We start from the raw sequence: 22,027 nt of genomic DNA, 5'->3' as shown, positions 1-22,027 counted from the left end.
CCGGGCATCGGCGCCGCACCAGCCGTACCGTGAACACGTGCTCGCGAACGACATCTCCCATCTCCACGTCCCCTCCTCCCCCACCGTCAGCGGTGATCCCGGGGACGGCGGAGCGGCCTTCGTCGCCGTCTCGCGTCCGGACCTCGAGCAGGACGCGTACCGCAGCACCATCGAGCGCGTGACCACCGAGGGCGCGGTCCGCTGGACGTCCGGCGACCGCGACTCCTCGCCGGCCCTGTCCCCCGACGGTCGTGCCCTCGCCTTCCTCCGGTCCGTCCAGGACGACCACGGCGTCGCCCACCCACAGCTCGCCGTGGCACCGGTGCACGGCGGCGAGGCCCGCGTGGTCACCGCCCTGCCGCTCGGCGCCGGCACCCCGGTCTGGTCGCCCGACTCGACACGCGTCGCCGTGACCGCACGGTTCCCTGAACCCGGGCGCTACGGCTCCGCAGTCCCCGGCGGCGACCGTCGCCCGGCAGCGGCCGCCGAGGCGCCGCGGCTCGTGTCGCGGCTCGACTTCCACGTCGACGGCACGGGGTACCTGCTCGACAAGCCGCAGCAGCTCGTGGTCGTCGACGTCACCGACCCCGGTGCCGCCCCGGTGGACACCCCGCTGACCAGTGCCCCCTGCTCCGTCTCGGCACCGGCCTGGTACCCGGACGGCGGCGCGCTCCTCGTCGTCGCCCCCCGCGACCTCGGTGAACGCGAGACCCACGACGACGACCTGTACCGCGTCGACGCATCCGACGGCACGATGACGCTGGCGGTCCGGACCGAGGGCTCGGTCAGCTCGATCGCGATCGCCCCGGACCGTACCGTCCACTACGTCGGGGCGTCGCACCGCGACGGGCGACTGGTCGGCGAACCCGAAGGGCTGTGGGTCGCGGCCCACGACTCCGAACCGGTCCGACTGACCGCCCGCGAGACGGTCGACGTCTCCGGGACGCCGGCGTTCCACCGCGACGACGTCCTCGTGCAGGTGCTCGACCGCGGCACCGTCACCGTCCGTCGTGTCCCCGCCGGCACGACGGCTCCGCTCCGGCTGGACCAGCTGGGGGTCGTCCTCGGCGGCCGCCTGGTCGTCTCGGGCTTCGACGTCGACGGGGACGTCCTGGTCGCCACGGCTGCCACGACGGACTCGCCCGGCGAGGTGCACGTGGTCGACCTGACCGCGTCCGACGATGCCGTCCCCACGGTCCTCACCGACTACGCGGCCCCGCTCCGGTCCGGGGCATCGGCCCCCGGTGTCCGCCGCATCGAGGAGCTCACCGGCACCGCTCCGGACGGTACCCCGGTGCACGGCTGGGTCGTCCTGCCCGAGGGCGAGGGGCCGCACCCCGTCCTCCGGGTGGTGCACGGCGGACCGTTCGGCCAGGACACCTGGGCGTTCTTCGACGAGGCGCAGGTCTACGCCAGCGCCGGGTACGCCGTCGTCATCGGCAACCCGCGAGGATCCGGTGGCTACGGACTCGACCACGGCCGCGCGGTCATCGGGGCGATGGGCACCGTCGACGTCGACGACGTGCTCGCCCTGCTCGACGCAGCGCTCGAACGCCCCGACCTCGACGCGGCACGCGTCGGCATCATGGGCGGCTCGTACGGCGGGTTCATGACGAGCTGGGTCGCCGCGCACCACGGCGAGCGGTTCGTGGCCGCGTGGAGCGAGCGCGCCGTGAACGCGTGGGACTCGTTCGCGGGCAGCTCCGACATCGGTTGGTACTTCGCCGACGCGTACGTCGGTGCCGACCCCGAAGAGCAGCGTCGCCGGAGCCCGCTGACGTACGCCGCGCAGGTCACCATCCCGTTCATGGTCGCGCACTCGGAAGCGGACTGGCGCTGCCCGATCGAGCAGGGGCAGCGCCAGTTCGTGGCCCTCCGGCGCGCGGGGGTCGACGCGTCGTTCCTCGTGTTCCCCGGCGAGGGCCACGAGCTCTCCCGCTCCGGCACACCGTGGCACCGCGTGCAGCGGTTCGAGCACGTCCTCGCCTGGTGGGCGCAGCACCTGCCCGTCACGCCGGTGGACGCGGGTCGCTAGGCGAACGCCTCCACCGGCGGGCACGCGCACACCAGGTTGCGGTCGCCGTACGCCTGGTCGATCCGGCGCACCGGCGGCCAGTACTTGCGGCCGCTGATGCCCGGCAGCGGGTAGACGGCTTGTTCGCGGGTGTAGGCGTGCGACCACTCCCCCGAGATCACCGAGGACGCCGTGTGCGGGGCGTGCACGAGCGGGTTGTCGTCCGCCGGCCACTCCCCGCGCTCCACGGCCGAGGCCTCGGCACGGATGGCGAGCATCGCGTCGACGAACCGGTCGAGCTCCGCCAGGTCCTCGCTCTCGGTCGGCTCCACCATCAGGGTGCCGGCGACCGGGAACGACATGGTCGGCGCGTGGAAGCCGTAGTCGACCAGGCGCTTGGCGACGTCGTCGACGGTGATGCCGGTCGTGTCGCGCAACGGTCGCAGGTCGAGGATGCACTCGTGCGCCACGAGGCCGTCTTCGCCCGTGTAGAGCACCGGGAACGCGTCGCGCAGTCGGGCCGCGATGTAGTTCGCCCCGAGCACGGCTGCCTCGGTCGCACGGGTGAGGCCCTCGAGCCCCATCATCCGGACGTAGGTCCACGTGATGGGCAGGATGCTCGGGCTGCCGTACGGTGCCGCGCTGACCGGGCCGCCGGCGTGCGCCAGGCGGTCGTCGGCCTCGGCCGCGGCCGCGGTCGAACCGGGCCGTCGGTCGGCCTGCTGCGCGAACGGGTGCCCCGGCAGGTACGGCGCCAGGTGTGCCTTCGCCGCGACCGGACCGACACCGGGTCCGCCGCCGCCGTGCGGGATGCAGAAGGTCTTGTGCAGGTTGAGGTGCGACACATCGCCGCCGAAGTCGCCGAAACGGGCGTGGCCGAGCAGGGCGTTGAGGTTCGCGCCGTCGACGTAGACCTGGCCGCCGGCGTCGTGCACGGCGTCGCAGATCTCGCGGATGTCGTGCTCGTACACGCCGTGGGTCGACGGGTACGTGATCATCAGCGCCGCGAGGGTGTCGGCGTGCTGTTCCGTCTTCGCGCGGAGGTCGGCGAGGTCGACGTTGCCGTTCTCGTCGCAGGCGACCACGACGACCTTCATGCCGGCGAGCACCGCGGACGCGGCGTTCGTACCGTGGGCGCTCGACGGGATGAGGCAGACGGTGCGCTCGGTGTCGCCGTTCGCCAGGTGGTACCCGCGGATCGCGAGGAGTCCGGCGAGCTCACCCTGGCTGCCGGCGTTCGGCTGCAGGGACACGGTGTCGTACCCGGTGACCTCGGCCAGCCAGGACTCCAGGTCACCGATCATGTCGAGGTAGCCCTCGACGTCGCCACGCGGCGCGAACGGGTGGATGTTCGCGAACTCCGGCCACGTCACCGCGGCCATCTCGGTCGCCGCGTTGAGCTTCATCGTGCAGCTGCCGAGCGGGATCATGCCCCGGTCGAGCGCGTAGTCCTTGTCCGCCAGGTGCTTCAGGTACCGCATCATGCGGGTCTCGCTGCGGTGGGCGCTGAACACGGGGTGCGTCAGGTACTCGCTCTCGCGCAGCAGACCGGCCGGGAGGCCCGTGGCCGCGTCCCGCACGGCCGCCTCGGTCGCGGGGACGGTCACGTCCACCGCCCCGAACACGCCCGCCAGTCGGGTGACGTCGTCGGGCGTGGTCGTCTCGTCGACGGAGAGCTGGAACACGTCCTCGTCCACCTGCTGCAGCAGGAAGTCGGCGTCCTGCGCTGCGGCGACGACCGCCCCGGCGCGACCGGTGGCCCGCAGGGTGAGCGTGTCGAAGAACGCGTCGTGCGCGACCTCGAGCCCGGCGTCGCGGGCGACCGCGGCGAGCGCCGACGTCGTCCGGGCGACCCGGTTCGCGATGAAGCGCAGCCCCTCGGGCCCGTGGTAGACGGCGTACATCGAGGCCATCACGGCGAGCAGGACCTGCGCGGTGCAGATGTTGCTCGTCGCCTTCTCGCGGCGGATGTGCTGCTCGCGGGTCTGCAGGCTGAGGCGGTAGGCCATCGCACCGTCGGCGTCGAAGGACACCCCGACCAGGCGACCGGGCAGCTGGCGCTCGAGCCCGGCACGGACGGCGAGGTACCCGGCGTGCGGGCCGCCGAAGCCGAGCGGGACGCCGAAGCGCTGGCTCGTCCCCACGGCGACGTCGGCACCCAGATCACCGGGGCTGGCGAGCAGGGTCATGGCGAGCAGGTCGGCCGCGACGACGGCGATGCCGCCACCGGCGTGGACGCGCTCGATGATCGACGACGGGTCGACGATCCGGCCGGAGGCACCGGGGTACTGCACGATAACGCCGAAGGCGCCGTCGAGCTGCTCGTCGGTCGGCCCGGTGACGGGGTCGAACGCACGCAGCGTGATGCCGACGGCGTCGGCGCGGTGGTCGAGCAGCGCGCGGGTCTGCGGCAGCAGGTCGTCGTCGACCAGGAACGCGTCGCCCTTCACCTTGGAGGCGCGGCGGGCGAGGAGCATGCCCTCGACCACGGCGGTGCCCTCGTCGAGCATCGAGGCGCCGGCGGTGGCCATGCCCGTCAGGTCGGAGACCATCGTCTGGAAGTTGATGAGCGCCTCGAGCCGGCCCTGGGAGATCTCCGGCTGGTACGGCGTGTAGGCCGTGTACCAGCTCGGGTTCTCGAGCACGTTCCGCTGGATCACGGCGGGGGTGTGGGTGCCGTGGTACCCGAGCCCGATCATGGCGCGGCGGACGGTGTTGCGCCCGGCCTTGGCGCGGAGTTCGGCGAGCGCCTCGGTCTCGCCGACGGCGGCGGGGATCACCGAGTCGGTGACGGGTGCTGCGTGGATCGACTCCGGGATCGCGGCGCGGACCAGGGCGTCGAGCGACGGCCGGCCGACGGTGTCGAGCATCGTCTGCTGGTCGGCCGGGGTGGTGCCGATGTGGCGGTCGGCGAACGAAGTCTGCAGGTTCTGGAACTCCTGCTGGTCGTCGGGGCCGGTCATGCGATGGACGCCCGGTACGCGTCGTGGTCCATCAGGTCCTCGGGGAACGAGGTGCCGTCGACCTTGATCTTCACGAGCCAGCCGGTGCCGAACGGGTCCTGGTTGACCGTGTCGGGGGCGTCGACCACGGCGTCGTTGACCGCGACGACCTCGCCCTCGATCGGCGCGAAGAGCTCACCGACGCTCTTGGTGGACTCGATCTCGCCGATCTGCTCGCCCGCGGTGGTGGCGGTGCCGACAGCGGGGAGCTCGACGTAGACGACGTCACCGAGCTGCTCGGCGGCGTGGTCGGTGATGCCGACGGTGACGGTGTCGCCCTCGACGAGGAGCCACTCGTGGTCGGCGGTGTACTGGAGTGCGGTCTGGTCGCTCACGGGATCAGCCTTTCTGAGGACGGCGGTAGAAGGGGAACGCGGTGACGGTGCTGGGGATGGCCGTCCCGCGGACGTCGATGTGCAGGACTTGTCCCTCGGTGGCGAGCGCCGGGTCCACGAAGGCCATCGCGACGGGGTGGCCGAGCGTCGGCGAGAGGGCACCCGAGGTGACGGTGCCGACGACCGTGCCGTCGTGCACCACGTCGTAGCCGGCACGCGGGGCGCGGCGCCCCTCGGTGACGAGCCCGACGAGCACGCGGGCGTCGTCCGACGGCGCGACCCCGGCAGCGCCGACGAAGTCACCGCTCTTGGCGACCACGCGGCCGAGGCCTGCCTGGGCGGGACGCACGTCGGTGCCGAGCTCGTGCCCGTACAGGGGCATGCCGGCCTCGAGCCGCAGGGTGTCGCGCGCTGCGAGCCCGGCGGGGACGACACCGCGGTCGGCGCCGGCCTCGAGCAGCGCGTCCCAGATCGCCGGGGCGACCTCGGGTGCGCTGTACAGCTCGAAGCCGTCCTCGCCGGTGTACCCGGTGCGGGCGACGAGCACCTCGGAGCCGTCGAACACGGCGTGCAGGGCGCGGTAGTAGCCGAGGTCGTCGAGGGGGCTCTCCGGCTGCAGGCGGTCGGCGACGACGAGGGCGTCGAGCGTGCCGGCGGCCGCGGGGCCCTGGATCGCGACGAGTGCGGTGCTGTCCGAGTCGTCCGACACCGCGACGTCGAAGCCGTCGGTGCGCGCGGACAGCGCGGCGACGGCGACCTCGCGGTTCGAGGCGTTCGCGACGACGAGGAACACGTCGTCGTCGGTGCGGTACACGACGAGGTCGTCGAGGATCCCGCCGTCCTCGGCGAGCAGCAGGGAGTACTTCGCGCGGCCGAGTGGCATCGCACCGAACGACCCGGCGAGCGCGTGGTCGAGGAACACGACGGCGTCCGGACCGGTGACGCCGATCTCGGCCATGTGCGACAGGTCGAAGACCCCGGCCGACTGGCGCACCGCGTGGTGCTCGGCGAGGTCGGACGAGTAGCGCACGGGCATGCGGTACCCGGCGAAGTCGGTGAAGGTCGCACCGGCGGCTTCGTGCGCGGATTCGAGCGGGGACGAACGCAGTGGCGTCGGACTCATGGCGGAGTTCTCCTGGCATCAGCAGGGCCCGGCGACGATCGCCGGGTGGAACTCCCCCTCTGTCATGGGCCTGAGAGTTTCACCGCGGCCCGTGAGGTCCGGCGGCTTTCACCGTGGGCGAGACGACTGAGCGTCTGCTTTTCAGAGTGGCCTGTCCGCTGCGGTGTGGGACCTGAGAGATTGACGGGGGGATTGCTCCTTCGGTGCCGTGCGTGCGCCCGAGGGCACGTGCAGGGCGTCTCCCGCGACGGATGAGCGGCCGGTGTGTTCAGTTGTCCGCGCCGAGCATACCGAGACCGCGTTACGAACGTGTGTCGCGTACCGGCCTTCGACATCTCGTAGAATGCGGGGATGGCCGGACAGCGATCACGCCCCAGGGGGCAGCTCGAGCAAGCGGTGCTCGACGCGCTCCGCTCCGTGACCGACGGCCTCACCGCACGACAGGTGCTCGATGCCTTCCCGGAGCCCCGACCGGCGCTGACCACGGTGCTCACCGTCCTCGACCGGCTCGGCCGCAAGGGGCAGGTGGAGCGGCAGGAGCACGACGACGCCCCGCTGAGCTTCCGTGCCGTGCACAGTCGCGACGAACAGACCGCGTCCCTCATGTCGAGTGCGCTCGCCGCCTCGGCCGACCGTGAAGCAGCGTTGCTGCAGTTCACCGGCTCGCTCGCCTCCGACGACCTCGAGGCCCTGCGCCGCGCCCTCGACGCCCGCGCACGTTCCTGACCGGGGCCGCTCCGTGGTCGTCGCCGGCATCGCGCTCATCGTCCTCGCCCTGCTGGTGGTCGTGTTCGCCCCGAGGGTGCTCACCCGGTCCGCCTGGACCATCGACCGGCCGCGCACCGCCCTGGTGTGCTGGTCGCTCGCGGTGCTGCTCGGCGTCGTCGGGTTCGTCGCCGGCATTGCCCTCGTCGTGCTCGCCGACCGCCCGCTCACCGAGCTCCTCGGCGGTGACGGCTCCCCCACGCACGGCTTCAACGTCGGCGTCGCACTGCTCGCGGTCATCGCGTTCGTCGTCGCCGTCCGCGTCCGGCCCGGGCCCGAGCACGAGGCCGTCCGCCAGGCCATGCGCTCCGGCGTCGCGCCGCACCGCGAGATCGACGGCACCCCGGTGGCCGTCGTCGACGCGGACCACGCCCTGGCCTGCGCCGTGCCCGGGCGGAGCGGCGGTGTGCTGGTCAGCACCGGCTTGGCAGACCGGTTGCGGACGGACGAACTGGAGGCCGTGGTCGCCCACGAGCGCGCCCACCTGACCCAGCACCACGCGGCTGCGGTCGCGGTCGCCGAATCGATCGAACGTGCGGTCCCGTGGGTGCCCGGTGCGCGCGCCATGGCGCGCTCGACGCGCGTCCTCGTGGAGTTCGCCGCTGACGACGCCGCGGCCCGACGTGTCGGACGCGACGCCCTGCGCCGGGCCGTCCTGGTGGCGGACGGGAGCAGCGCGCTCGGGGCGATCCGCGCCTCCAGACTGTCCTGAGCGAGCACGTGTCGGAGGCGAGGCATATGGTGATCGAACCGTGAAGCCACTGACCGAAGCCGACATCCGATCCTCGTTCGTCAACGCCACCCCCGACGAGCTCGAGCAGTTGCCGATCCCCGGCCTGCACGAGATGCTCTGGGACGAGCGCGAGTTCCTGGGCTGGCGCGACCCGCAGGCCGCCCGCCGCGGGTACATCGTGTCCTGGATCGACGACCGCCCCGTGGGCATCATCGTCCGGTCCGCGGGCGGGTCCCTGCGCGCCGGGATCGCCGCGATGTGCTCGTTCTGCCACTCCCCGCAGCCGGCGACGCAGGTGCGGCTGTTCTCGGCACCCCGTGCGGGCGAGGCCGGGCGCAACGGCAACACCATCGGCACCTACATCTGCGAGGACCTCGGGTGCTCGATGCTCATCCGCACCGCTCCTCCGCACCTCAACCCGCCGGCGACGATCGCGATGCGCGGTGCCTCGCTGCTGCAGCGCGTGCAGAACTTCACCGCGGACATCATGAAGTCGGCGTGAGCCGCTTCGGCACCGCCCGCTGGGCCGTGGTCGAGGAACTCGGCGACGGCCGCTGGCGCCTCACGCTGCGCGACGAGGCCGACGACGAACTCGGTGCGTTCGGCCTCGGGGTCGAGGGGCCGTGGGACCCGGACGTCGAACCCCACGTCGGGTTCGTGCTCGTGCAGCTCGGGCTGACCCTGCGGGGTGCACGGCCGTGGCACGTCGACGAGCTCGGCGACCACCGGGCGCCGGTCCTCGCGCTCGGCTGAGCGGAGCGCTTCCTGCCGGGCGTCGTTCAGTCGGCTTCGCTCAGTCGGCTTCGACGAAGTTCCGCAGGATCTCGCGGTCGTCGTCGGCGCGCATCGCCCACGACAGCTCGCTGCGGTGATCGCTGTCGGTCAGCGGCAGCAGCACGACGGTGTCCGGTGCGGCGAGCGCGGCACTCTCCGGAGCGACGGTCACGCCGAGTCCCGCGCCCACCAGGTGCAGGACGGTGGCCCAGGTCGTTGCCTCCTGCACGACCACGGGCCGTCGGCCACCGGCGGTGACCGGGGCGAGGTTCCGTTCGGTCGCGAGCGAACCGGCCACGGCGGGGAAGAACACGAACGGCTCGTCCACGAGCTCGGTGCCGCGGATGGACGCACGGCCGGCGAGCCGGTGTCCGCGTGGGACCGCCGCGACGAACGCCTCGGTCCGGAACGGCAGTAGCCGCACGGCGGGGTCCGGGTCCGGGTCGCGCACGACGGCCAGGTCCAGTTCGCCCCGCACGATCCGGGCGAGGAGCGTCGACGAGTAGCCCTCCGTCAGGTCCACACGGACCAGCGGGTACCGCGCACGGAATGCCTGCACGCGCTCGATCGGCCCGAGGGGCAGCGCGGAGACGACGAAGCCGACGTCGAGCCGGCCGGCCTCACCCCGCCCGACCCGGACCGTCTCGTCGAGGTCACGGCGCACCTGCCCGAGCAACGACCGCGCACGCCCCTGCAGCGCCTGGCCGGCGGCGGTGAGGGCGACGCTGCGGCTCGTGCGGACGAACAGGTCGACGCCGAGTTCGCGTTCGGTGCGGCGGATCTGCTGGGACAGCGCGGGCTGCGCGATGCGGAGGCGCTCGGCAGCGCGCCCGAAGTGCAGTTCGTCGGCCACCGCCAGGAACGCACGGAGCTGGCGGAGGTCGACGTCCGGATCCCGATCCATGCACGCAGCCTATCGATCGAAGCGAACGAGTATTGGACGTGACCTCATGCGGGTCGGAGGATGGAGCCATGCCCGAAGCGACCTCCACCGTCACCATCGCCGACCTCGCCACCCCGGCTGACGCCGAGGCGTTCCGCGTCCTCAACGAGGCCTGGATCACCCAGTTCTTCGCGCTCGAGGACGAGGACCGCAAGTTCCTCGGCGACCCCGTCGGTCACGTCGTCGAACCCGGCGGCGCCGTGTTCGTCGCGCGACTCGACGACCAGGTCGTCGGGTGCATCGGCATCGTGCCGACGACCCCGGGGGTGTTCGAGCTCGTGAAGATGGCCGTCGCACCCGGTCACCAGGGGCACGGCACCGGTCGGAAGCTCATCGCCACTGCACTCGACCGCGCCCGGGAGCTCGGCGCGCAGCGGATCGACCTCGAGAGCAACGCACAGCTGGCCAGCGCCGTGCACCTGTACGAGGCGTTCGGCTTCCGGCACCTGCGCGACGACGAGCTCGTCCCGAGCCCCTACGTCCGGGCCGACGTCCACATGACGCTCGAGCTGCGCTGACGTTGGAGCTGCACTGACGTTGGAGCTGCACTGACGTTCGAGCTGCACTGACGGCGGACCCGCCCGCTTCGGTACGCTCGCGACATGGCGACGTACGAAGTGCAGGCAGTCCGTGAGCGCGGCGCGTGGCAGGTGTTCATCGACGGCTTCATGGTCACCGAGGTCGACCGCTGGCCGGCCGTCGGCTTCGTCGCCCGCGAGATCCTGGCGATGGACCGCACCGACGAGCTGCAGATCCGCGTCGTCGGGCGCAACCAGTACGTCGACTGACCCGGCGCCTGCACGAGCCGATCCAGCGGAACGGGCCGTTCGTGGCGGACGCCGTCGTCATGCGGAGACGCCGCCGAGTTCGCATGACGCCGCCAAAGCAGGCGGCGTCTCAGCGTGATGACGGCGTCGCCGCAACACGACGGCGTCTCGCGTCACCACACGCGGCAACGCACACGCGCACACGCGCACACGCGCTCACGCGACGTGCCAGACCAGCCCCTCCTGCGCACTCGACGGGTACGCCGAGGCGATCCGGAACACGGCCTCGCGCAGCGTCTCCGGTGAGCACGCCAGGTTGAGGCGGACGAACCCGCGCCCCTCGCTCCCGAACCCGAGCCCGGAGTTCAGCGCGACGTAGGCGTTCTCACGCAGCGGCACGGCCGGGTCGTCGCCGAGCCCGATCCCGCGGAAGTCGAGCCATGCCAGGTACCCGGCTCGGGGCCGCGTGTAGACGACGCCGGGCAGGTGCTCGGCGAGGAGCTTCGCCAGCAGCCGGTCGTTGGCCACGATCCGGGACACCACATCGTCGAGCCAGGTGGTCCCGACGGTGAACGCGGCGAGGTTCGCGTGCAGCCCGAGGATGCTCGTGCGGCAGGCGACCTCTTCCCACAGGGTGTCGAGGAGTGCGGCGGTCCGGTCGTCACCGGCGACGATGATCGAGCACTTCACGCCCGCGAGGTTCCAGCCCTTGCTCGCCGAGGTCACGCAGACGCTGCGGGCTCCGACGGGCTCGGCGACGGCCGCGAACGGGGTGAACTGCACGCCCGGGTGGGTCAGGGGTGCGTGGATCTCGTCGCTGATGACGAGCACGTCGTACTTCGCCGCGAGTTCGGCGATCGCGAGCAGGTCGGCGCGGTCGTGCACGAGGCCGACGGGGTTGTGCGGGTTGCAGAGCAGGAAGACGCCGACCCCGCTCGCGAACGCCCGCTCGAGTCCCTCGAGGTCGAGTCGGTACTGCCCCCACTGCTCGAGCAGCGGGACCTCTTCCACCTGACATCGGGCCTCGTCGACGAGCTCGAAGAACGGCGGGTACACCGGCGGCGTGATCGCGACGCGACCGCCGTCGGGCAGCGCGAGCCGCAGCGACTCGACGATGCCGACGCTGACGTCGGTGGCCAGGTGGATGCGGGACGGATCGATCTCCCAGCCCCAGCGGTCGAGCGCGAACTGCGCGAACGCGGGCGCGAGCGGCCCGGGCCCGTCGAGGTAGCCGAGGTCGGACTGCGACACGCGCTCGATCAGGGCCTGGCGGATCTCCGGCGCGACGTCGTGGTCCATCTCGGCGACGAACAGGGGCAGCACGTCGGGCGCGTACCGCGTCCACTTGATGCTCGTGCGGACCCCGCGGAGCGTGCCGACCGGGTCCTGCTCGTCGCTCGCCATGCGTCCCAGCATGCACCGACCGGGAGGCCCGGCGCGAGCCCGCCTGTCATCCAGCGTCGTCTTCCGCGCACCCTGGGACGCGGGGCGTCGCCCCGCCTACTGTCGGTCCCATGAGCACGAGCACCGCCGACAAGGCCACCACCCTCAAGCAGCTGCACGAAGCCCCGGAGATCCTCCGCGTCGTGAACGTGTGGGACGCGATCACCGCGAAGGTCGTCAGCGACCTGCCCGGCACGAAGGCGATCGCCACCGCCGGGCACTCGATCGCCGCGTCGTACGGGTACGAGGACGGCGGGATGCCCCTCGACCTCGCGTTGTCGGGCGCCGCGATCGTCGCCGCCGCGACCGACCTGCCGGTCACCGCAGACCTCGACGACGGCTACGAGGACCCGGCTGAGACCATTCGCCGCGCGATCCGCTCGGGCATCGTCGGCGCCAACGTCGAGGACCGTCTGCGTCCCTTCGACGAGGCCGTCGCCCGGGTCGCCGCGATCACGGCCGCTGCCCAGGCCGAGGGCGTCGACTTCCAGTTGAACGCCCGCACCGACGCGATCGCCCGAGGCGGGGACCGTCCGATCGACGAGAGCATCGCGGACGCCATCGCACGCGGCAAGGCGTTCCTCGACAACGGCGCCGCGCTCGTCTTCGTGCCCGGCGCGATCCAGCGCGACGTCGTGGAGCAGCTCGTCGCGGGCCTCGGCCGCGGCAAGCTGTCGGTCATCGGTCTGCCGGGAGCCCTGCCCGCTGCCGAGTACGAGGCCCTCGGCGTCGCCCGCATCTCCTACGGTCCGCTCACGCAGCGCGTCGCGCTGCGGGCGCTCCGCGACCTGGCGACCGACCTGTACGCCGACGGCGTCGTGCCGGAGGACACCCCGACCCTGAACTGACGGAGCAGACGGACGGGAGGCCCGGTGCCAGCTGGCACCGGGCCTCCCGTCTGCATGTGGTCGCGATCGCGACCCGCTCAGCTCAGCCGAGCGCCGGGTACAGCGCGGGCGTGGTGCGCGCCTTCGTCTCCTGCTCGAAGGCGTAGCCGAGGCCGATCAGCGTGCTCTCGTCGAACGAGCGGCCGAGGAACTCGAGGTTCACGCCGGCACCGGTGATCGTGCCGTCGGCCGCGGTCGCCTGCCCCATCGGGACGGTGATCGCCGGCATGCCGGTGTTCGGGCTCAGACGCATGTTCGTCGACTGCGTGCCGTAGGGCGTGCCCGACGGGTAGATGAGCGAGTCGAGGTCCTGGTCGTCGAGCATCTGGGTGACGAGCTGCTTACCGGTGGCGAGCTGCGTCGTGTGCGACCCCGTCGGCCCGGCCCACGCCTGGTACTGCGCGTCGGTGATCAGGTCGCGGGACTCGTAGGTCGACTTGCGGCTCGGCACGTACTCGCCCGAGGCCAGGATGCCCTGCAGCGACCGGGCGGTCACGTCGGGGTCGAGGTGCTTCGCGACGTACTCGTCCAGGTCGTGCTTGAACTCGTTCGTGCTGCCGCTGCCCTCGGACAGGACCCGGTTGAACGCCGTCGTCGCGGTGATCGGGACGACGGTCGCCCCGGCGGCCTCGAGCTTCGCGACGGACGCGTCGAACAGTCGCTTGGCCGTGGCGTTCGTGCCGACCATGCTCGTGACGTAGCCGATGCGGGCGCCGTCGAGCGAGTCCGCGTCGAGCGACGACGTGTACGAGGTCGGCACCTTGCCGGACTGCGCGCTCGTGACGGGGTCGGCTGCGTCCACGCCGGTCACGGCGTCGAGCGCGACGGCCGCGTCGGTCACCGAGCGGGCGATGGGCCCGCCGGTGTCCTGCGACAGCGCGAGCGGGATGATGCCGTCGCGGCTGGCCAGGCCGACCGTCGGGCGGATGCCGACGAGCTGGTTGTACGTGGACGGGATGCGGATCGAGCCACCGGTGTCGGTGCCGAACCCGATGCCGGCGAGGTTCGCCGCGATCGCCGCACCGGTCCCACCGCTGGAGCCACCGGCGGTCTGCGCCGTGTTGTACGGGCTGGCGACCAGCAGGGACGAACCGGCGGGCTGGTTCGACGAGAACTCCGAGACGAAGCCGTAGGCGAACTCGTCGAGGCTGGCCTTGGCGAGGATCACCGCACCGGCCCCTCGCAGTCCGGCGACCATGGTGGCGTCGGTGTCGGTCTGGTTGTCGTCCCAGCAGCCGCAGCCGCCCGTGGTCGGCATGTCCTTGGTGTCGTAGTTGTCCTTCACCGCGATCGGCACACCGAGCAGCATGCTCGTCATGCCGTGCTCGGCACGCTCGGTGTCCGCCGTCTTCGCTGCAGCGAGGGCCTCGGCGTTCGTCGTGACGATCGAGTTGAGCGCGCGGCCGGTCGACGCGGAGTCGACCTTGGTGCGGTCGTACGCGGCGATGCGGTCGAGGTAGTCCTGCGTGATGGCGACCGAGGTGGTGACCCCGGCGTTCATCGCGGCCTGCATGTCGATGGTGGACGCCTCGACGAGCGTGAACGGACCGTCGTCGTAGATCATCCGCTGGGACAGAGCCGCGACGTCCGCGACGGTGATCGTGCCGTCGGCGTCGGAGTCCGCGGCGCTGACCGTCGCCCAGTCACCGCTGGCGCTCGTGGCCCCGAGGTGCTCGGTGAGCACGGCGAGGTCGGCCTTCGTGACCTGGTCGTCGCCGGTCAGGTCGAGGTCCGTGTAGTACGGCGCGAGCATCGCTGCTGGGCTGGCGTCCACGGCTGCCGGTGCTGCTGCGGCGGTGATCGCGGGGGTCGCGGCGAGGACGGTGCCGACGAGGGCGATGAGCGAGGCGCCGGCGACGGCCGAGCGCTTCCGGGCGTGCTTCGTGCTGGCGTCCGGCTTGGTGATCGCCTGCTTGCTGGCGTCCGGCTTGGTGATCGCCTGCTTGCTGGCGTCCGGCTTGGTGGCGGTCATTCGGCTGCTCCGGTGCGTTCGCGGCGGGCGCGGCGCGCACGCAGGGTGATCAGGGTCCCGCCGGCAGCGAGGAGGGCCAGCGACGCGGCGATCCACGGGGCGACGTCGGCGCCCGTCCAGGCGAGTTCGCCGCCGGTCGGACGGTCGCCACCGGCTGCGGCCACGGCGGTGGCGCCGCTGGTCGGGCCGGCGGTGGTCGCCGGGTCGGGGTCGCCCGCGCCGGTGCCCGGGTCGGCCGTGGCGGTGGCGCCCGGGGTCGGCGTGGCCGTCGGGGTCGCCGTCGCCGCTGCTGCGATCGAGATCGTGGTGCTCGCCGGGTCGGTGAGGGTCGTCGAGGTGCCGTCGGATCCGACGAGGGTGATGCTCGTGACCGCCAGGTCGACGCTGCCCGGTGCGGTCGGCGTCAGGCCGATCGAGGCAGCGAGGTCGCCGCTGAGTGCCGGGGAGGTCCCGAGGCGGGTGTGCACGATCGTCAGGGCGTCGCCGTCCTGCTCGACGCTGTCGAAGCCGCCGTCGGGACCGGTGACGCTGTCCTCCACGTACGACACGGACTCCGCGTCGGCGTCGAGGGTGATCTCGTAGGCGTAGACGTCGGTCGTCGCCGGGATCGTCAGGTCGACGTCGAAGGCGGTGCCGACGGTCGCGGTGGTGGGGGCGTCGATGGTCGCGGTCGTCGCGGTCGGTGCTGCCTGGGCCGGCGAGGCGGTCAGGGCGGCGAGGCCGATCGCCCCGGCGGCGACGAGTGTCGAGGACACGATCGTCGCGCGGGGGCGCAGCCGGAGGCGGTGCTGCATGGGTGCAGGTCCTTCGGGAGGAGGTCGGGTGCTGAGCGGGTACTCAGTGATCCGAAAGCTAACGGTGCGCTGTTTCCGGCTCGGGCCCGGCACGTTTCCGCGCCGTTACGGCTCCGTCGCACCGCTACTGTCGTGCCATGTCGCTCGACGTCGAAGCCCTGCTCACCCCGCCCTCCCCCGTCGCCGCACGGGCGTTGGACGTCGTCCGCACCTGGTCCTCCCCCGCCCTGGTGAACCACTGCCTGCGCTCGTGGGCGTGGGCGGTCCTGCTCGCCCCGACCGTCGACCTCGAGCCCGACCCCGAGCTGCTCTTCGTCGCGACGATGCTGCACGACCTCGGCGTCACACCGTCGTTCGACGCCCACGCCGTGCCGTTCGAGGAGGCCGGTGGCGCCGTGGGCTCCGTCTTCGCCCTCGGCGCCGGGTGGGACGCAGCGCGCGCCCGACGCGTCGGCGAGGTCATCGAGCGGCACATGCGGACCTCCGTCGACCCCGCGGTCGACGTGGAGGGGCACCTGCTCGAGGTCGCCACCTCGCTCGACGTCTCCGGTGCCGGGTTCTCCAGGTGGTCCACGGAGGACCTGCACGCGGTCGCCACGGCACTGCCCCGCCTCGGGTTCTCCGGCGCGTTCGACGAGCTCATCCACGCGCAGGCTTCGCGCAAGCCGTCCTCGGCAGCTGCTCGGCTCGACGGCTCCGGCAACGTGGCTGCAGGTGGCGCGCGATGGGACGCGTTCCTGGCGTCCTGAACCGTCTTCCTGGTCTGCGCTGGACTTCTGCGCTTCGGGTGCGTATAGTTATTGGTTGGTGCACTGCAGCGAACCCATCTGACTCGCGCACACCAACGTCTCGAGACCGACTCACCCGAGTCGCATTCCAACCGAGACCACCGCTTGATCCGAACGGATCAGCAGCACGTTGAAACTCGACGTGCGCGCCCCGCACTCGATGCGTCGCGCCGGACTGAGACGTCCGCCGACACCGAGTCGCCCTGGCGCCGAATGACCAGGAAGTACAGCACCATGACCAGCAACGAACGAATCACCGTGTTCGGGACCGCACTCGCGGCCCCGACGATCACCCCCGACCGCATCGCCGAGTTCCCCGTGCGTGACGACCGCTCGCAGCGCGAGTACCTCGTCCGCATCGCGGCCGACGACCTGCAGACCTTCGTCACCCGCGGCACCCGTCTGGACGCCGTCGGCGAGGCCGGCTGGACCGTCCCGGGCCGCTCCTGGGCGGGCGAAGCCAGCCGCACCCTGCTGCAGGCACAGTCCGTGCACGCGGGCGACATGGCCCTCGCGGCCTAGGCTCCACCAGTACGAACGCGAAGCGCCGCCGGGCTCCCCGGCGGCGCTTCGTCGTACCTGCGACCGACCGTGCGACGGTCACACACCTCGACGGGCCGCAGCGACGACCTGCGATGCCGCCCCGAGCACGCCGGGCACGATCGCTGCGAGCGCCCCGACCGTGTGACCGGTCGAGATGAGGATCGCTCCCGGAACGAGCCGCTCGTACTCGGCCAGGACACGCGGGGACGCTAGCGGTCCACTGAACATCTCCGTAGCAGCAATGTTGAGGACGTTCGCGTCCGCCTCTCCTCGGCTGCCGCTCGCTGTGCCGCTGACGCCCGCTTCTCGTTCAGCAGCAACCGCATCGCCCGCGCTCGGGAGCTGTCGCCCGTGAACCCGACGTACAGGCCGCGCATCACCGCAGTCTTCACCAGAGTCGCCGTCATAGCCCATTCCCTGCCCTTCATCACCGGTTCGTGGTGACCAGGGTCGATCAGCACTGCGTGCAGTACCAAGTATTTTGCATGCACGCAATCTTCACGACGTCAGTACTCGCCCTTCACGACGAAGAACGAGCCGCGGATCGTGCCGGCGAGCTTCGACTTCTGCCGCGCGAACTTGAACTTGTCGGCAAGTTCCTCGGGCACGTCCATCCCGTCGGAGAGCTTGAAGCCGACCGCACGCTTGCCGCCCGGTTCGAGCGTGTAGAGCACGTTGATCGCCAGGCCGGACTCGTAGAAGACGTACGTCCAGCGCACGCCGTCGACCAGGGCTTCCGTGGCTTCGAGCGGTGGTGACGCGATCACCAGCCCGCGCTCCTCCTCGAGCACCCGCCGCACGTAGGCGACCAGGTCCGGCACGTCAGCTGCGGCGTGCGTGGTGAACACGTGGTCGTACTTGTTCGCGAAGTACCGTGCTTCGCTGGCCCGCAGCCCGGCGAGTGCGTCGGCAACCGGCAAGGACTCCAGACCCACCGTGGACACGTTCACGAAGTCGACGACGTACGACATGGGGCCTCCTCGGGCACTCGGACGGTCTGAATCTAGCCCCTCGGTCGCCCGCCGAAGCCGACGCGGTCCACCTACAGTCGCGGAGCAACCCGAGCTGAGCGGACCGACTGCGCGGAGCAGTGCAACTGCTCGCACCCGAGAACTGGCTCACGCCGAGGGTCCTCGACCTCGAAGCTGCACCCTCGGTCGCCGGGCCCGATACTCCATCGCACGACTAACGTCCAACATAAAGCGCTTGATGAGGAGCAGCCCAAGCGACTGAGCCATAAGCGCATTGATAGAGGACTCCTGCAAGCACATCCTAGGCGATCCGAGGAGTGAACACGGCGATAAGGGTACGCAATTTCATGCAGCCCTCGCTGCACGATACGCACTCCATCGAGGGCGACGCGTTACAGATGGTCTGTCATATCGCCGACATAAACCCTATCTCCCTCCACGCGGAAATAGATTCTATCGGTGTGGGGCTGGAGACGGATGTGCCACTCACAACGCAGCACCTGCCCATCAAACGTGAACTGCCGGCGCTTCATTGCAGACGAATCACCGCGGGTGTTGCCATTCTCGGGTGCCGCATCGGCCCCACGGCTTCCTAAAGCGGATTGCCTATCTCGCGGCTGATCCAGCTCCCGCCAGATCCTGGCCGCGTGGACGTCCAGCACCGCGAGTGCCTTCGCAATCGCCTCAGGGCGATCCTGCACGTCCAACTTCATGCGCCCAAGATGGGACCACGCGCCTCCATGAAAGACGAGGTTCGGGAATAGATGCTCGGACATACGAGCGAGGTCCTCTTCAGACGCCCCTCCACCGCTCCGCCAAGCTTCGAGCCATGCGCTTGACCTCGGCGCGGCGGGGTCGAAGGCAACTAGCGTCGTCCCCCACCCGGGATCTGGAACATTCCAAGCGCGCTCGTCTGAACCGACGACCACGACCTGATCGTCGCCGATCGGGCGCATATCTGCTTCGAGTAGGCCGCTATTTCCCAGCTCACCCCAAAACGGGGAGTACTCACTAAGCCCATCGCTGACACGACCTCCGTCTCCACTTCCGACGAAGGGCCTTGCGCCCAACTCTCCGATGATGCGCCAGATCTCGGGTGCAGGAATACCTGTGACGCCGGGCGGCGTTCCACATAGTTCCGAAAGCCTCTCGTAGGACCGTGGACCGACGAGGAAGAACCGATCACTAACCCACGGCATCAGGCGAGACCAATATTCGATGGAGTTTCGCATCTGCCCAGCTGGGACGAACAGTTCGGGGTCTAATATCCCCTTCGGCTCAAGCATCTTTTCCAAGGCGCCGAATTCGCTGCAGATTGGCCTCAACAATTGCAGCCGTGTCCTCACCTATTCCCGACAAGAATCCTTCCGGCCAATCACTAAGGTCGCCAAACTGATTGAACAACAAGTCCCGAGACAACGAACCCGTCCTCGAGGACTCCACAAAGGTGACGGCCACCTTTGCTCTCTCAACATCGTCTTCAGATATTCGGCGACGGACGCGCGTCAGGAGCGCCTCGCTATGCGTCTCCAAGACGATCGCCAGGTCTGGTCTAGCGCGGAGAATGAAGTCCGCAAGGCGCGACTGGACGGCAGGATGCAGGTGCAGCTCCGGCTGCTCAACTAAAAACAAAGAGTTCAGCGGAGCAGCCAGCACAGCGACCACGATCGGCAGGGCTTGACTGACTCCGACTCCAACGCTCGTTAGGTCGCGGCGGTGACCATTGACCTCGACTTCAAGACCAATCCCAAGCTTTCCAAGGTTCTCTGCCCATACTTTGTCGCCGATTTCAAGATAGGAGAGCCAGGTGTTTACCGCATCAATTAGCCTATCCGAACGTTGGTCCTTCTCGGGAGTGACGTACGAGATATATTTCTGCCCATTTCGCGAGAGAACCACCGCGCTGTACTCGCCCCGTGTTCCAACCGGTAGTCCGCGGGCCAGCTCATTCCATTGGTTCCAAACCACTCGTGGCTCGTCACGTAACGGTCCAAGATATTGAACCCTATCGGTGATCGAATTCAAAGCCTCACCAAGGGACGACAGAACTAGCTGAGCGCGACCTAGCGTCTCCGCCAGCTGATCCTCAAGGAGGCCCTCACTACCAAACCCGTATTTCCCCCGGACGTTGTGTTCTAGCGGCACGACGATTAGCGGCTTTTTGGCTCTCTGCACTGCAGCTGCCTCAATATATTCGCCCTGCTGATCTGCGCTAAGATTTCGCCATACTGGAGAAAATGTATAAGGATTTCCCGATCTAGCTGTGCGGAGTTCTTCAATGACGGAGGGCAAGTCCTCGTCAATTCCGGCGTGCGCTTCGAAAAGTAGCTCGACAAACTCACTAATAACCGGCGGGTATCGAGACTCGTACAAACGATCCGAGTCACTCTCAAACTCCCGGAAAACCGTCTGCAATTGCCGTCGATATTGCCGGGTCACGTACTCGGCCTCGCGAACCTGGACAACCTCGACGGGGCGAAGTCCCACCACAGCGATGTAGGTGCGCAAGGTTCGCGTGCCCTGCGATATGGCCTGCTTCAGGTGGAGATAATCAGTCCCGTCGCCTTCGCCGCGCGCTTCCCGTATGACAGCGACGTCACCAGCTCGAGCATATGTCTTGTTGAGCACCATTCGGGACGCTCGTTCATCTCCATTCCATCCAACTTCCAGCTCTTGTAGAGCGAAAGTTGTACCCTGCGGAGACGGGGCGAGGTGGAATTGCGCCCACATTTCTCGTTGCAGACGCCCTCGTCTTCCCGAATAGCGCCGATTGTCTCGCGAGAACGACAGCCCGAGCTTTGTTATTTCAGGTCGAGCACCCGACCTGACCAAGTCCGAGGCGCTTCCAAGCCGGGTGAGCGGTCCATTCAGCACCATCGCCCCTCGGTGATAGTGGCTCTGCGCCGTTAAGAGCAGGGATTGGAGCAGGGACGATTTGCCACTGCTATTTACACCAGAGAGAATTGTCACTGCGCCGGGACTGACATCTACCGAAGCTGAAGCGACACCTTTGAAATCCTCGATCCACCAACGCATCGAATCCCCCTGCTCTTTTACGGTGAAACACTAGTTATTGAAGCGGAACTCCACCACGTCGCCGTCCTGCATGACGTAGTCCTTGCCCTCGATCCGGGCCTTGCCGGCAGCGCGGGCCTCGGCGATGGAGCCGGTCTCGACCAGGTCGTCGAACGAGATGACCTCGGCCTTGATGAAGCCCTTCTCGAAGTCGGTGTGGATGACGCCGGCAGCCTGGGGCGCCTTCCACCCCTTGCCGATCGTCCACGCACGGGCTTCCTTCGGACCGGCCGTCAGGTAGGTCTGCAGCCCGAGGGTGTCGAAGCCGATCCGGGCGAGCTGGTCGAGGCCGGACTCGGTCTGCCCGGTCGACTCGAGCAGCTCGGCCGCGTCGGCCGGGTCGAGGTCGATGAGCTCCGACTCGACCTGGGCGTCGAGGAACACTGCCTGGGCGGGGGCGACGAGGGCGGCCAGCTCGGCCTTGCGGGCGTCGTCGGTCAGGATCGCTTCGTCGACGTTGAACACGAAGATGAAGGGCTTGGCCGACAGGAGTCCGAGCTCGGCGATCGGCGCGAGATCGATCGTGGTGGCGGACAGCAGGGTGCCCTGCTCGAGCGCGGCACGGGCCTCGCGAGCGGTCTCGAGCACGATCGGCTCGGCCTGCTTCAGCTTCACGGTCTTCTCGTACCGCGGGAGCGCCTTGTCGATCGTCTCCATGTCGGCGAGGACCAGCTCGGTGTTGATGACCTCGAGGTCGTCCTTCGGGGACACCTTGTTCGCGACGTGCACGACGTCGTCGTCGGTGAAGCCGCGGACGACCTGCGCGATGGCGTCGGCCTCGCGGATGTTGGCGAGGAACTTGTTGCCGAGCCCCTCACCCTCGCTCGCACCCTTGACGATGCCGGCGATGTCGACGAACGACACCGGCGCGGGCACGGTCTTCTCCGAGTGGAAGAGCTCGGCGAGCTGGTCGAGCCGCGTGTCGGGCAGGTTCACCACCCCGACGTTCGGTTCGATCGTCGCGAACGGGTAGTTCGCGGCGAGGACCTGGTTCTTGGTCAGGGCGTTGAACAGGGTCGACTTGCCGACGTTCGGGAGACCGACGATTCCGATGGTGAGAGCCACGGAAGAAGAGCCTACCGGCGGCGGCCCGCCGGA

At 69.8% G+C, this 22,027-nt stretch carries 21 protein-coding genes and 1 riboswitch; of the genes, 10 read left to right on the top strand and 11 right to left on the bottom strand.

What is annotated here, in order from left to right; translation table 11 throughout:
- The first annotated feature begins 37 nt into the window (after positions 1 to 37).
- Complete coding sequence (locus EDF40_RS03615; RefSeq protein ID WP_123340691.1) at positions 38 to 2,035, top strand: S9 family peptidase; 1,998 nt, start codon at positions 38 to 40, stop codon at positions 2,033 to 2,035.
- Here EDF40_RS03615 and gcvP read toward each other — a convergent pair.
- The 3 genes from gcvP to gcvT are packed head-to-tail and all read right to left on the bottom strand — an operon-like array spanning position 2,032 to position 6,474.
- Positions 2,032 to 4,977 (bottom strand): aminomethyl-transferring glycine dehydrogenase, encoded by a 2,946-nt coding sequence (gene gcvP / locus EDF40_RS03610; protein WP_123340690.1) that lies wholly within the window; start codon positions 4,975 to 4,977, stop codon positions 2,032 to 2,034. The genes EDF40_RS03615 and gcvP overlap by 4 nt on opposite strands.
- Positions 4,974 to 5,351 (bottom strand): glycine cleavage system protein GcvH, encoded by a 378-nt coding sequence (gcvH, locus tag EDF40_RS03605; protein ID WP_123294121.1) that lies wholly within the window; start codon positions 5,349 to 5,351, stop codon positions 4,974 to 4,976. The genes gcvP and gcvH overlap by 4 nt, the downstream gene beginning before the upstream one ends.
- A gap of 4 nt (positions 5,352 to 5,355) precedes the next feature.
- Complete coding sequence (gene gcvT / locus EDF40_RS03600; protein ID WP_123340689.1) at positions 5,356 to 6,474, bottom strand: glycine cleavage system aminomethyltransferase GcvT; 1,119 nt, start codon at positions 6,472 to 6,474, stop codon at positions 5,356 to 5,358.
- A gap of 49 nt (positions 6,475 to 6,523) precedes the next feature.
- A riboswitch (glycine riboswitch) is annotated at positions 6,524 to 6,629 on the bottom strand.
- A gap of 196 nt (positions 6,630 to 6,825) precedes the next feature.
- Between gcvT and EDF40_RS03595 the strand changes: the two genes are divergently transcribed.
- The 4 genes from EDF40_RS03595 to EDF40_RS03580 are packed head-to-tail and all read left to right on the top strand — an operon-like array spanning position 6,826 to position 8,725.
- Positions 6,826 to 7,200 carry a BlaI/MecI/CopY family transcriptional regulator gene (locus EDF40_RS03595; RefSeq protein WP_111084962.1) on the top strand — a complete coding sequence of 125 codons (375 nt, stop codon included), beginning with the start codon at positions 6,826 to 6,828 and terminating at the stop codon, positions 7,198 to 7,200.
- A 13-nt stretch (positions 7,201 to 7,213) separates the two neighbouring features.
- Positions 7,214 to 7,951: a M48 family metalloprotease gene (locus EDF40_RS03590; protein ID WP_123340688.1), complete on the top strand. Its 738-nt coding sequence runs from the start codon at positions 7,214 to 7,216 to the stop codon at positions 7,949 to 7,951.
- A gap of 40 nt (positions 7,952 to 7,991) precedes the next feature.
- Entirely contained in the window at positions 7,992 to 8,474 is a 483-nt protein-coding gene (locus EDF40_RS03585) for an FBP domain-containing protein (RefSeq protein WP_123673093.1), read from the top strand.
- Positions 8,471 to 8,725, top strand: a complete 255-nt coding sequence (locus EDF40_RS03580) for a hypothetical protein (RefSeq protein ID WP_111084959.1) — start codon at positions 8,471 to 8,473, stop codon at positions 8,723 to 8,725. The genes EDF40_RS03585 and EDF40_RS03580 overlap by 4 nt, the downstream gene beginning before the upstream one ends.
- Positions 8,726 to 8,765: 40 nt before the next feature.
- On the opposite strand, the gene EDF40_RS03575 is transcribed toward EDF40_RS03580, so the two are convergent.
- Positions 8,766 to 9,650: a LysR substrate-binding domain-containing protein gene (locus EDF40_RS03575; protein WP_123340686.1), complete on the bottom strand. Its 885-nt coding sequence runs from the start codon at positions 9,648 to 9,650 to the stop codon at positions 8,766 to 8,768.
- 68 nt (positions 9,651 to 9,718) lie between these two features.
- On the opposite strand from EDF40_RS03575, the gene EDF40_RS03570 reads away from it, so the two are divergent.
- Together EDF40_RS03570 and EDF40_RS03565 are read left to right on the top strand one after the other, a co-directional pair.
- Positions 9,719 to 10,207: a GNAT family N-acetyltransferase gene (locus tag EDF40_RS03570; protein ID WP_123340685.1), complete on the top strand. Its 489-nt coding sequence runs from the start codon at positions 9,719 to 9,721 to the stop codon at positions 10,205 to 10,207.
- Positions 10,208 to 10,291: 84 nt separating this feature from the next.
- Positions 10,292 to 10,477, top strand: coding sequence for a hypothetical protein (locus EDF40_RS03565; RefSeq protein WP_123340684.1), 186 nt, complete (start codon positions 10,292 to 10,294; stop codon positions 10,475 to 10,477).
- A gap of 195 nt (positions 10,478 to 10,672) precedes the next feature.
- On the opposite strand, the gene EDF40_RS03560 is transcribed toward EDF40_RS03565, so the two are convergent.
- On the bottom strand, positions 10,673 to 11,860 hold the full coding sequence (locus EDF40_RS03560; RefSeq protein ID WP_243648879.1) for a MalY/PatB family protein: 1,188 nt from the start codon (positions 11,858 to 11,860) through the stop codon (positions 10,673 to 10,675).
- Between the two features lie 110 nt (positions 11,861 to 11,970).
- Between EDF40_RS03560 and EDF40_RS03555 the strand changes: the two genes are divergently transcribed.
- The gene (locus EDF40_RS03555; protein ID WP_123340682.1) at positions 11,971 to 12,747 is read left to right on the top strand and encodes an isocitrate lyase/phosphoenolpyruvate mutase family protein; all 777 of its coding nucleotides are present in this window, start codon (positions 11,971 to 11,973) and stop codon (positions 12,745 to 12,747) included.
- 82 nt (positions 12,748 to 12,829) lie between these two features.
- Here the strand turns inward: EDF40_RS03555 and EDF40_RS03550 are convergent, their stop codons facing one another.
- Both EDF40_RS03550 and EDF40_RS03545 read right to left on the bottom strand, forming a co-directional pair.
- A complete protein-coding gene (locus EDF40_RS03550) occupies positions 12,830 to 14,758 on the bottom strand; it encodes an amidase family protein (RefSeq protein WP_123340681.1) in 1,929 nt (642 codons plus the stop codon).
- Entirely contained in the window at positions 14,755 to 15,552 is a 798-nt protein-coding gene (locus EDF40_RS03545; RefSeq protein WP_123340680.1) for a hypothetical protein, read from the bottom strand. The genes EDF40_RS03550 and EDF40_RS03545 overlap by 4 nt, the downstream gene beginning before the upstream one ends.
- A gap of 137 nt (positions 15,553 to 15,689) precedes the next feature.
- On the opposite strand from EDF40_RS03545, the gene EDF40_RS03540 reads away from it, so the two are divergent.
- Positions 15,690 to 16,301, top strand: coding sequence for an HD domain-containing protein (locus tag EDF40_RS03540; RefSeq protein ID WP_123340679.1), 612 nt, complete (start codon positions 15,690 to 15,692; stop codon positions 16,299 to 16,301).
- A gap of 273 nt (positions 16,302 to 16,574) precedes the next feature.
- Positions 16,575 to 16,862 (top strand): hypothetical protein, encoded by a 288-nt coding sequence (locus EDF40_RS03535; RefSeq protein WP_111084949.1) that lies wholly within the window; start codon positions 16,575 to 16,577, stop codon positions 16,860 to 16,862.
- Positions 16,863 to 17,389: 527 nt separating this feature from the next.
- On the opposite strand, the gene EDF40_RS03530 is transcribed toward EDF40_RS03535, so the two are convergent.
- The 4 genes from EDF40_RS03530 to ychF all read right to left on the bottom strand — a co-directional run bounded on the left by EDF40_RS03530 (position 17,390) and on the right by ychF (position 21,994).
- Positions 17,390 to 17,854, bottom strand: a complete 465-nt coding sequence (locus EDF40_RS03530; RefSeq protein ID WP_123340678.1) for a phage tail protein — start codon at positions 17,852 to 17,854, stop codon at positions 17,390 to 17,392.
- 392 nt (positions 17,855 to 18,246) lie between these two features.
- A complete protein-coding gene (locus EDF40_RS03525; RefSeq protein ID WP_123340677.1) occupies positions 18,247 to 18,567 on the bottom strand; it encodes a hypothetical protein in 321 nt (106 codons plus the stop codon).
- A 565-nt stretch (positions 18,568 to 19,132) separates the two neighbouring features.
- Entirely contained in the window at positions 19,133 to 20,485 is a 1,353-nt protein-coding gene (locus tag EDF40_RS03520; protein WP_185002713.1) for an AAA family ATPase, read from the bottom strand.
- Positions 20,486 to 20,920: 435 nt separating this feature from the next.
- A complete protein-coding gene (ychF, locus tag EDF40_RS03510) occupies positions 20,921 to 21,994 on the bottom strand; it encodes a redox-regulated ATPase YchF (RefSeq protein ID WP_123340675.1) in 1,074 nt (357 codons plus the stop codon).
- Positions 21,995 to 22,027 lie beyond the last annotated feature (33 nt).

It is taken from the genome of Curtobacterium sp. PhB170, assembly GCF_003752345.1.
Taxonomy (GTDB): domain Bacteria; phylum Actinomycetota; class Actinomycetes; order Actinomycetales; family Microbacteriaceae; genus Curtobacterium.
Note: the sequence above shows the minus strand (reverse complement) of the source record. Positions and strands in the feature narration are given on the sequence as shown.

Bases quoted from the DNA above. Each gene is read 5' to 3' on its own strand.
- gcvP (WP_123340690.1), bottom strand. From the start codon at position 4,977: ATGACCGGCCCCGACGACCAGCAGGAGTTCCAGAACCTGCAGACTTCG.
- gcvT (WP_123340689.1), bottom strand. From the start codon at position 6,474: ATGAGTCCGACGCCACTGCGTTCGTCCCCGCTCGAATCCGCGCACGAA.
- EDF40_RS03595 (WP_111084962.1), top strand. From the start codon at position 6,826: ATGGCCGGACAGCGATCACGCCCCAGGGGGCAGCTCGAGCAAGCGGTG.
- EDF40_RS03575 (WP_123340686.1), bottom strand. From the start codon at position 9,650: ATGGATCGGGATCCGGACGTCGACCTCCGCCAGCTCCGTGCGTTCCTG.
- EDF40_RS03570 (WP_123340685.1), top strand. From the start codon at position 9,719: ATGCCCGAAGCGACCTCCACCGTCACCATCGCCGACCTCGCCACCCCG.
- EDF40_RS03565 (WP_123340684.1), top strand. From the start codon at position 10,292: ATGGCGACGTACGAAGTGCAGGCAGTCCGTGAGCGCGGCGCGTGGCAG.
- EDF40_RS03560 (WP_243648879.1), bottom strand. From the start codon at position 11,860: ATGGCGAGCGACGAGCAGGACCCGGTCGGCACGCTCCGCGGGGTCCGC.
- EDF40_RS03555 (WP_123340682.1), top strand. From the start codon at position 11,971: ATGAGCACGAGCACCGCCGACAAGGCCACCACCCTCAAGCAGCTGCAC.
- EDF40_RS03550 (WP_123340681.1), bottom strand. From the start codon at position 14,758: ATGACCGCCACCAAGCCGGACGCCAGCAAGCAGGCGATCACCAAGCCG.
- EDF40_RS03545 (WP_123340680.1), bottom strand. From the start codon at position 15,552: ATGCAGCACCGCCTCCGGCTGCGCCCCCGCGCGACGATCGTGTCCTCG.
- EDF40_RS03540 (WP_123340679.1), top strand. From the start codon at position 15,690: ATGTCGCTCGACGTCGAAGCCCTGCTCACCCCGCCCTCCCCCGTCGCC.
- EDF40_RS03535 (WP_111084949.1), top strand. From the start codon at position 16,575: ATGACCAGCAACGAACGAATCACCGTGTTCGGGACCGCACTCGCGGCC.
- EDF40_RS03530 (WP_123340678.1), bottom strand. From the start codon at position 17,854: ATGTCGTACGTCGTCGACTTCGTGAACGTGTCCACGGTGGGTCTGGAG.
- EDF40_RS03525 (WP_123340677.1), bottom strand. From the start codon at position 18,567: ATGAAGTTGGACGTGCAGGATCGCCCTGAGGCGATTGCGAAGGCACTC.
- EDF40_RS03520 (WP_185002713.1), bottom strand. From the start codon at position 20,485: ATGGTGCTCAACAAGACATATGCTCGAGCTGGTGACGTCGCTGTCATA.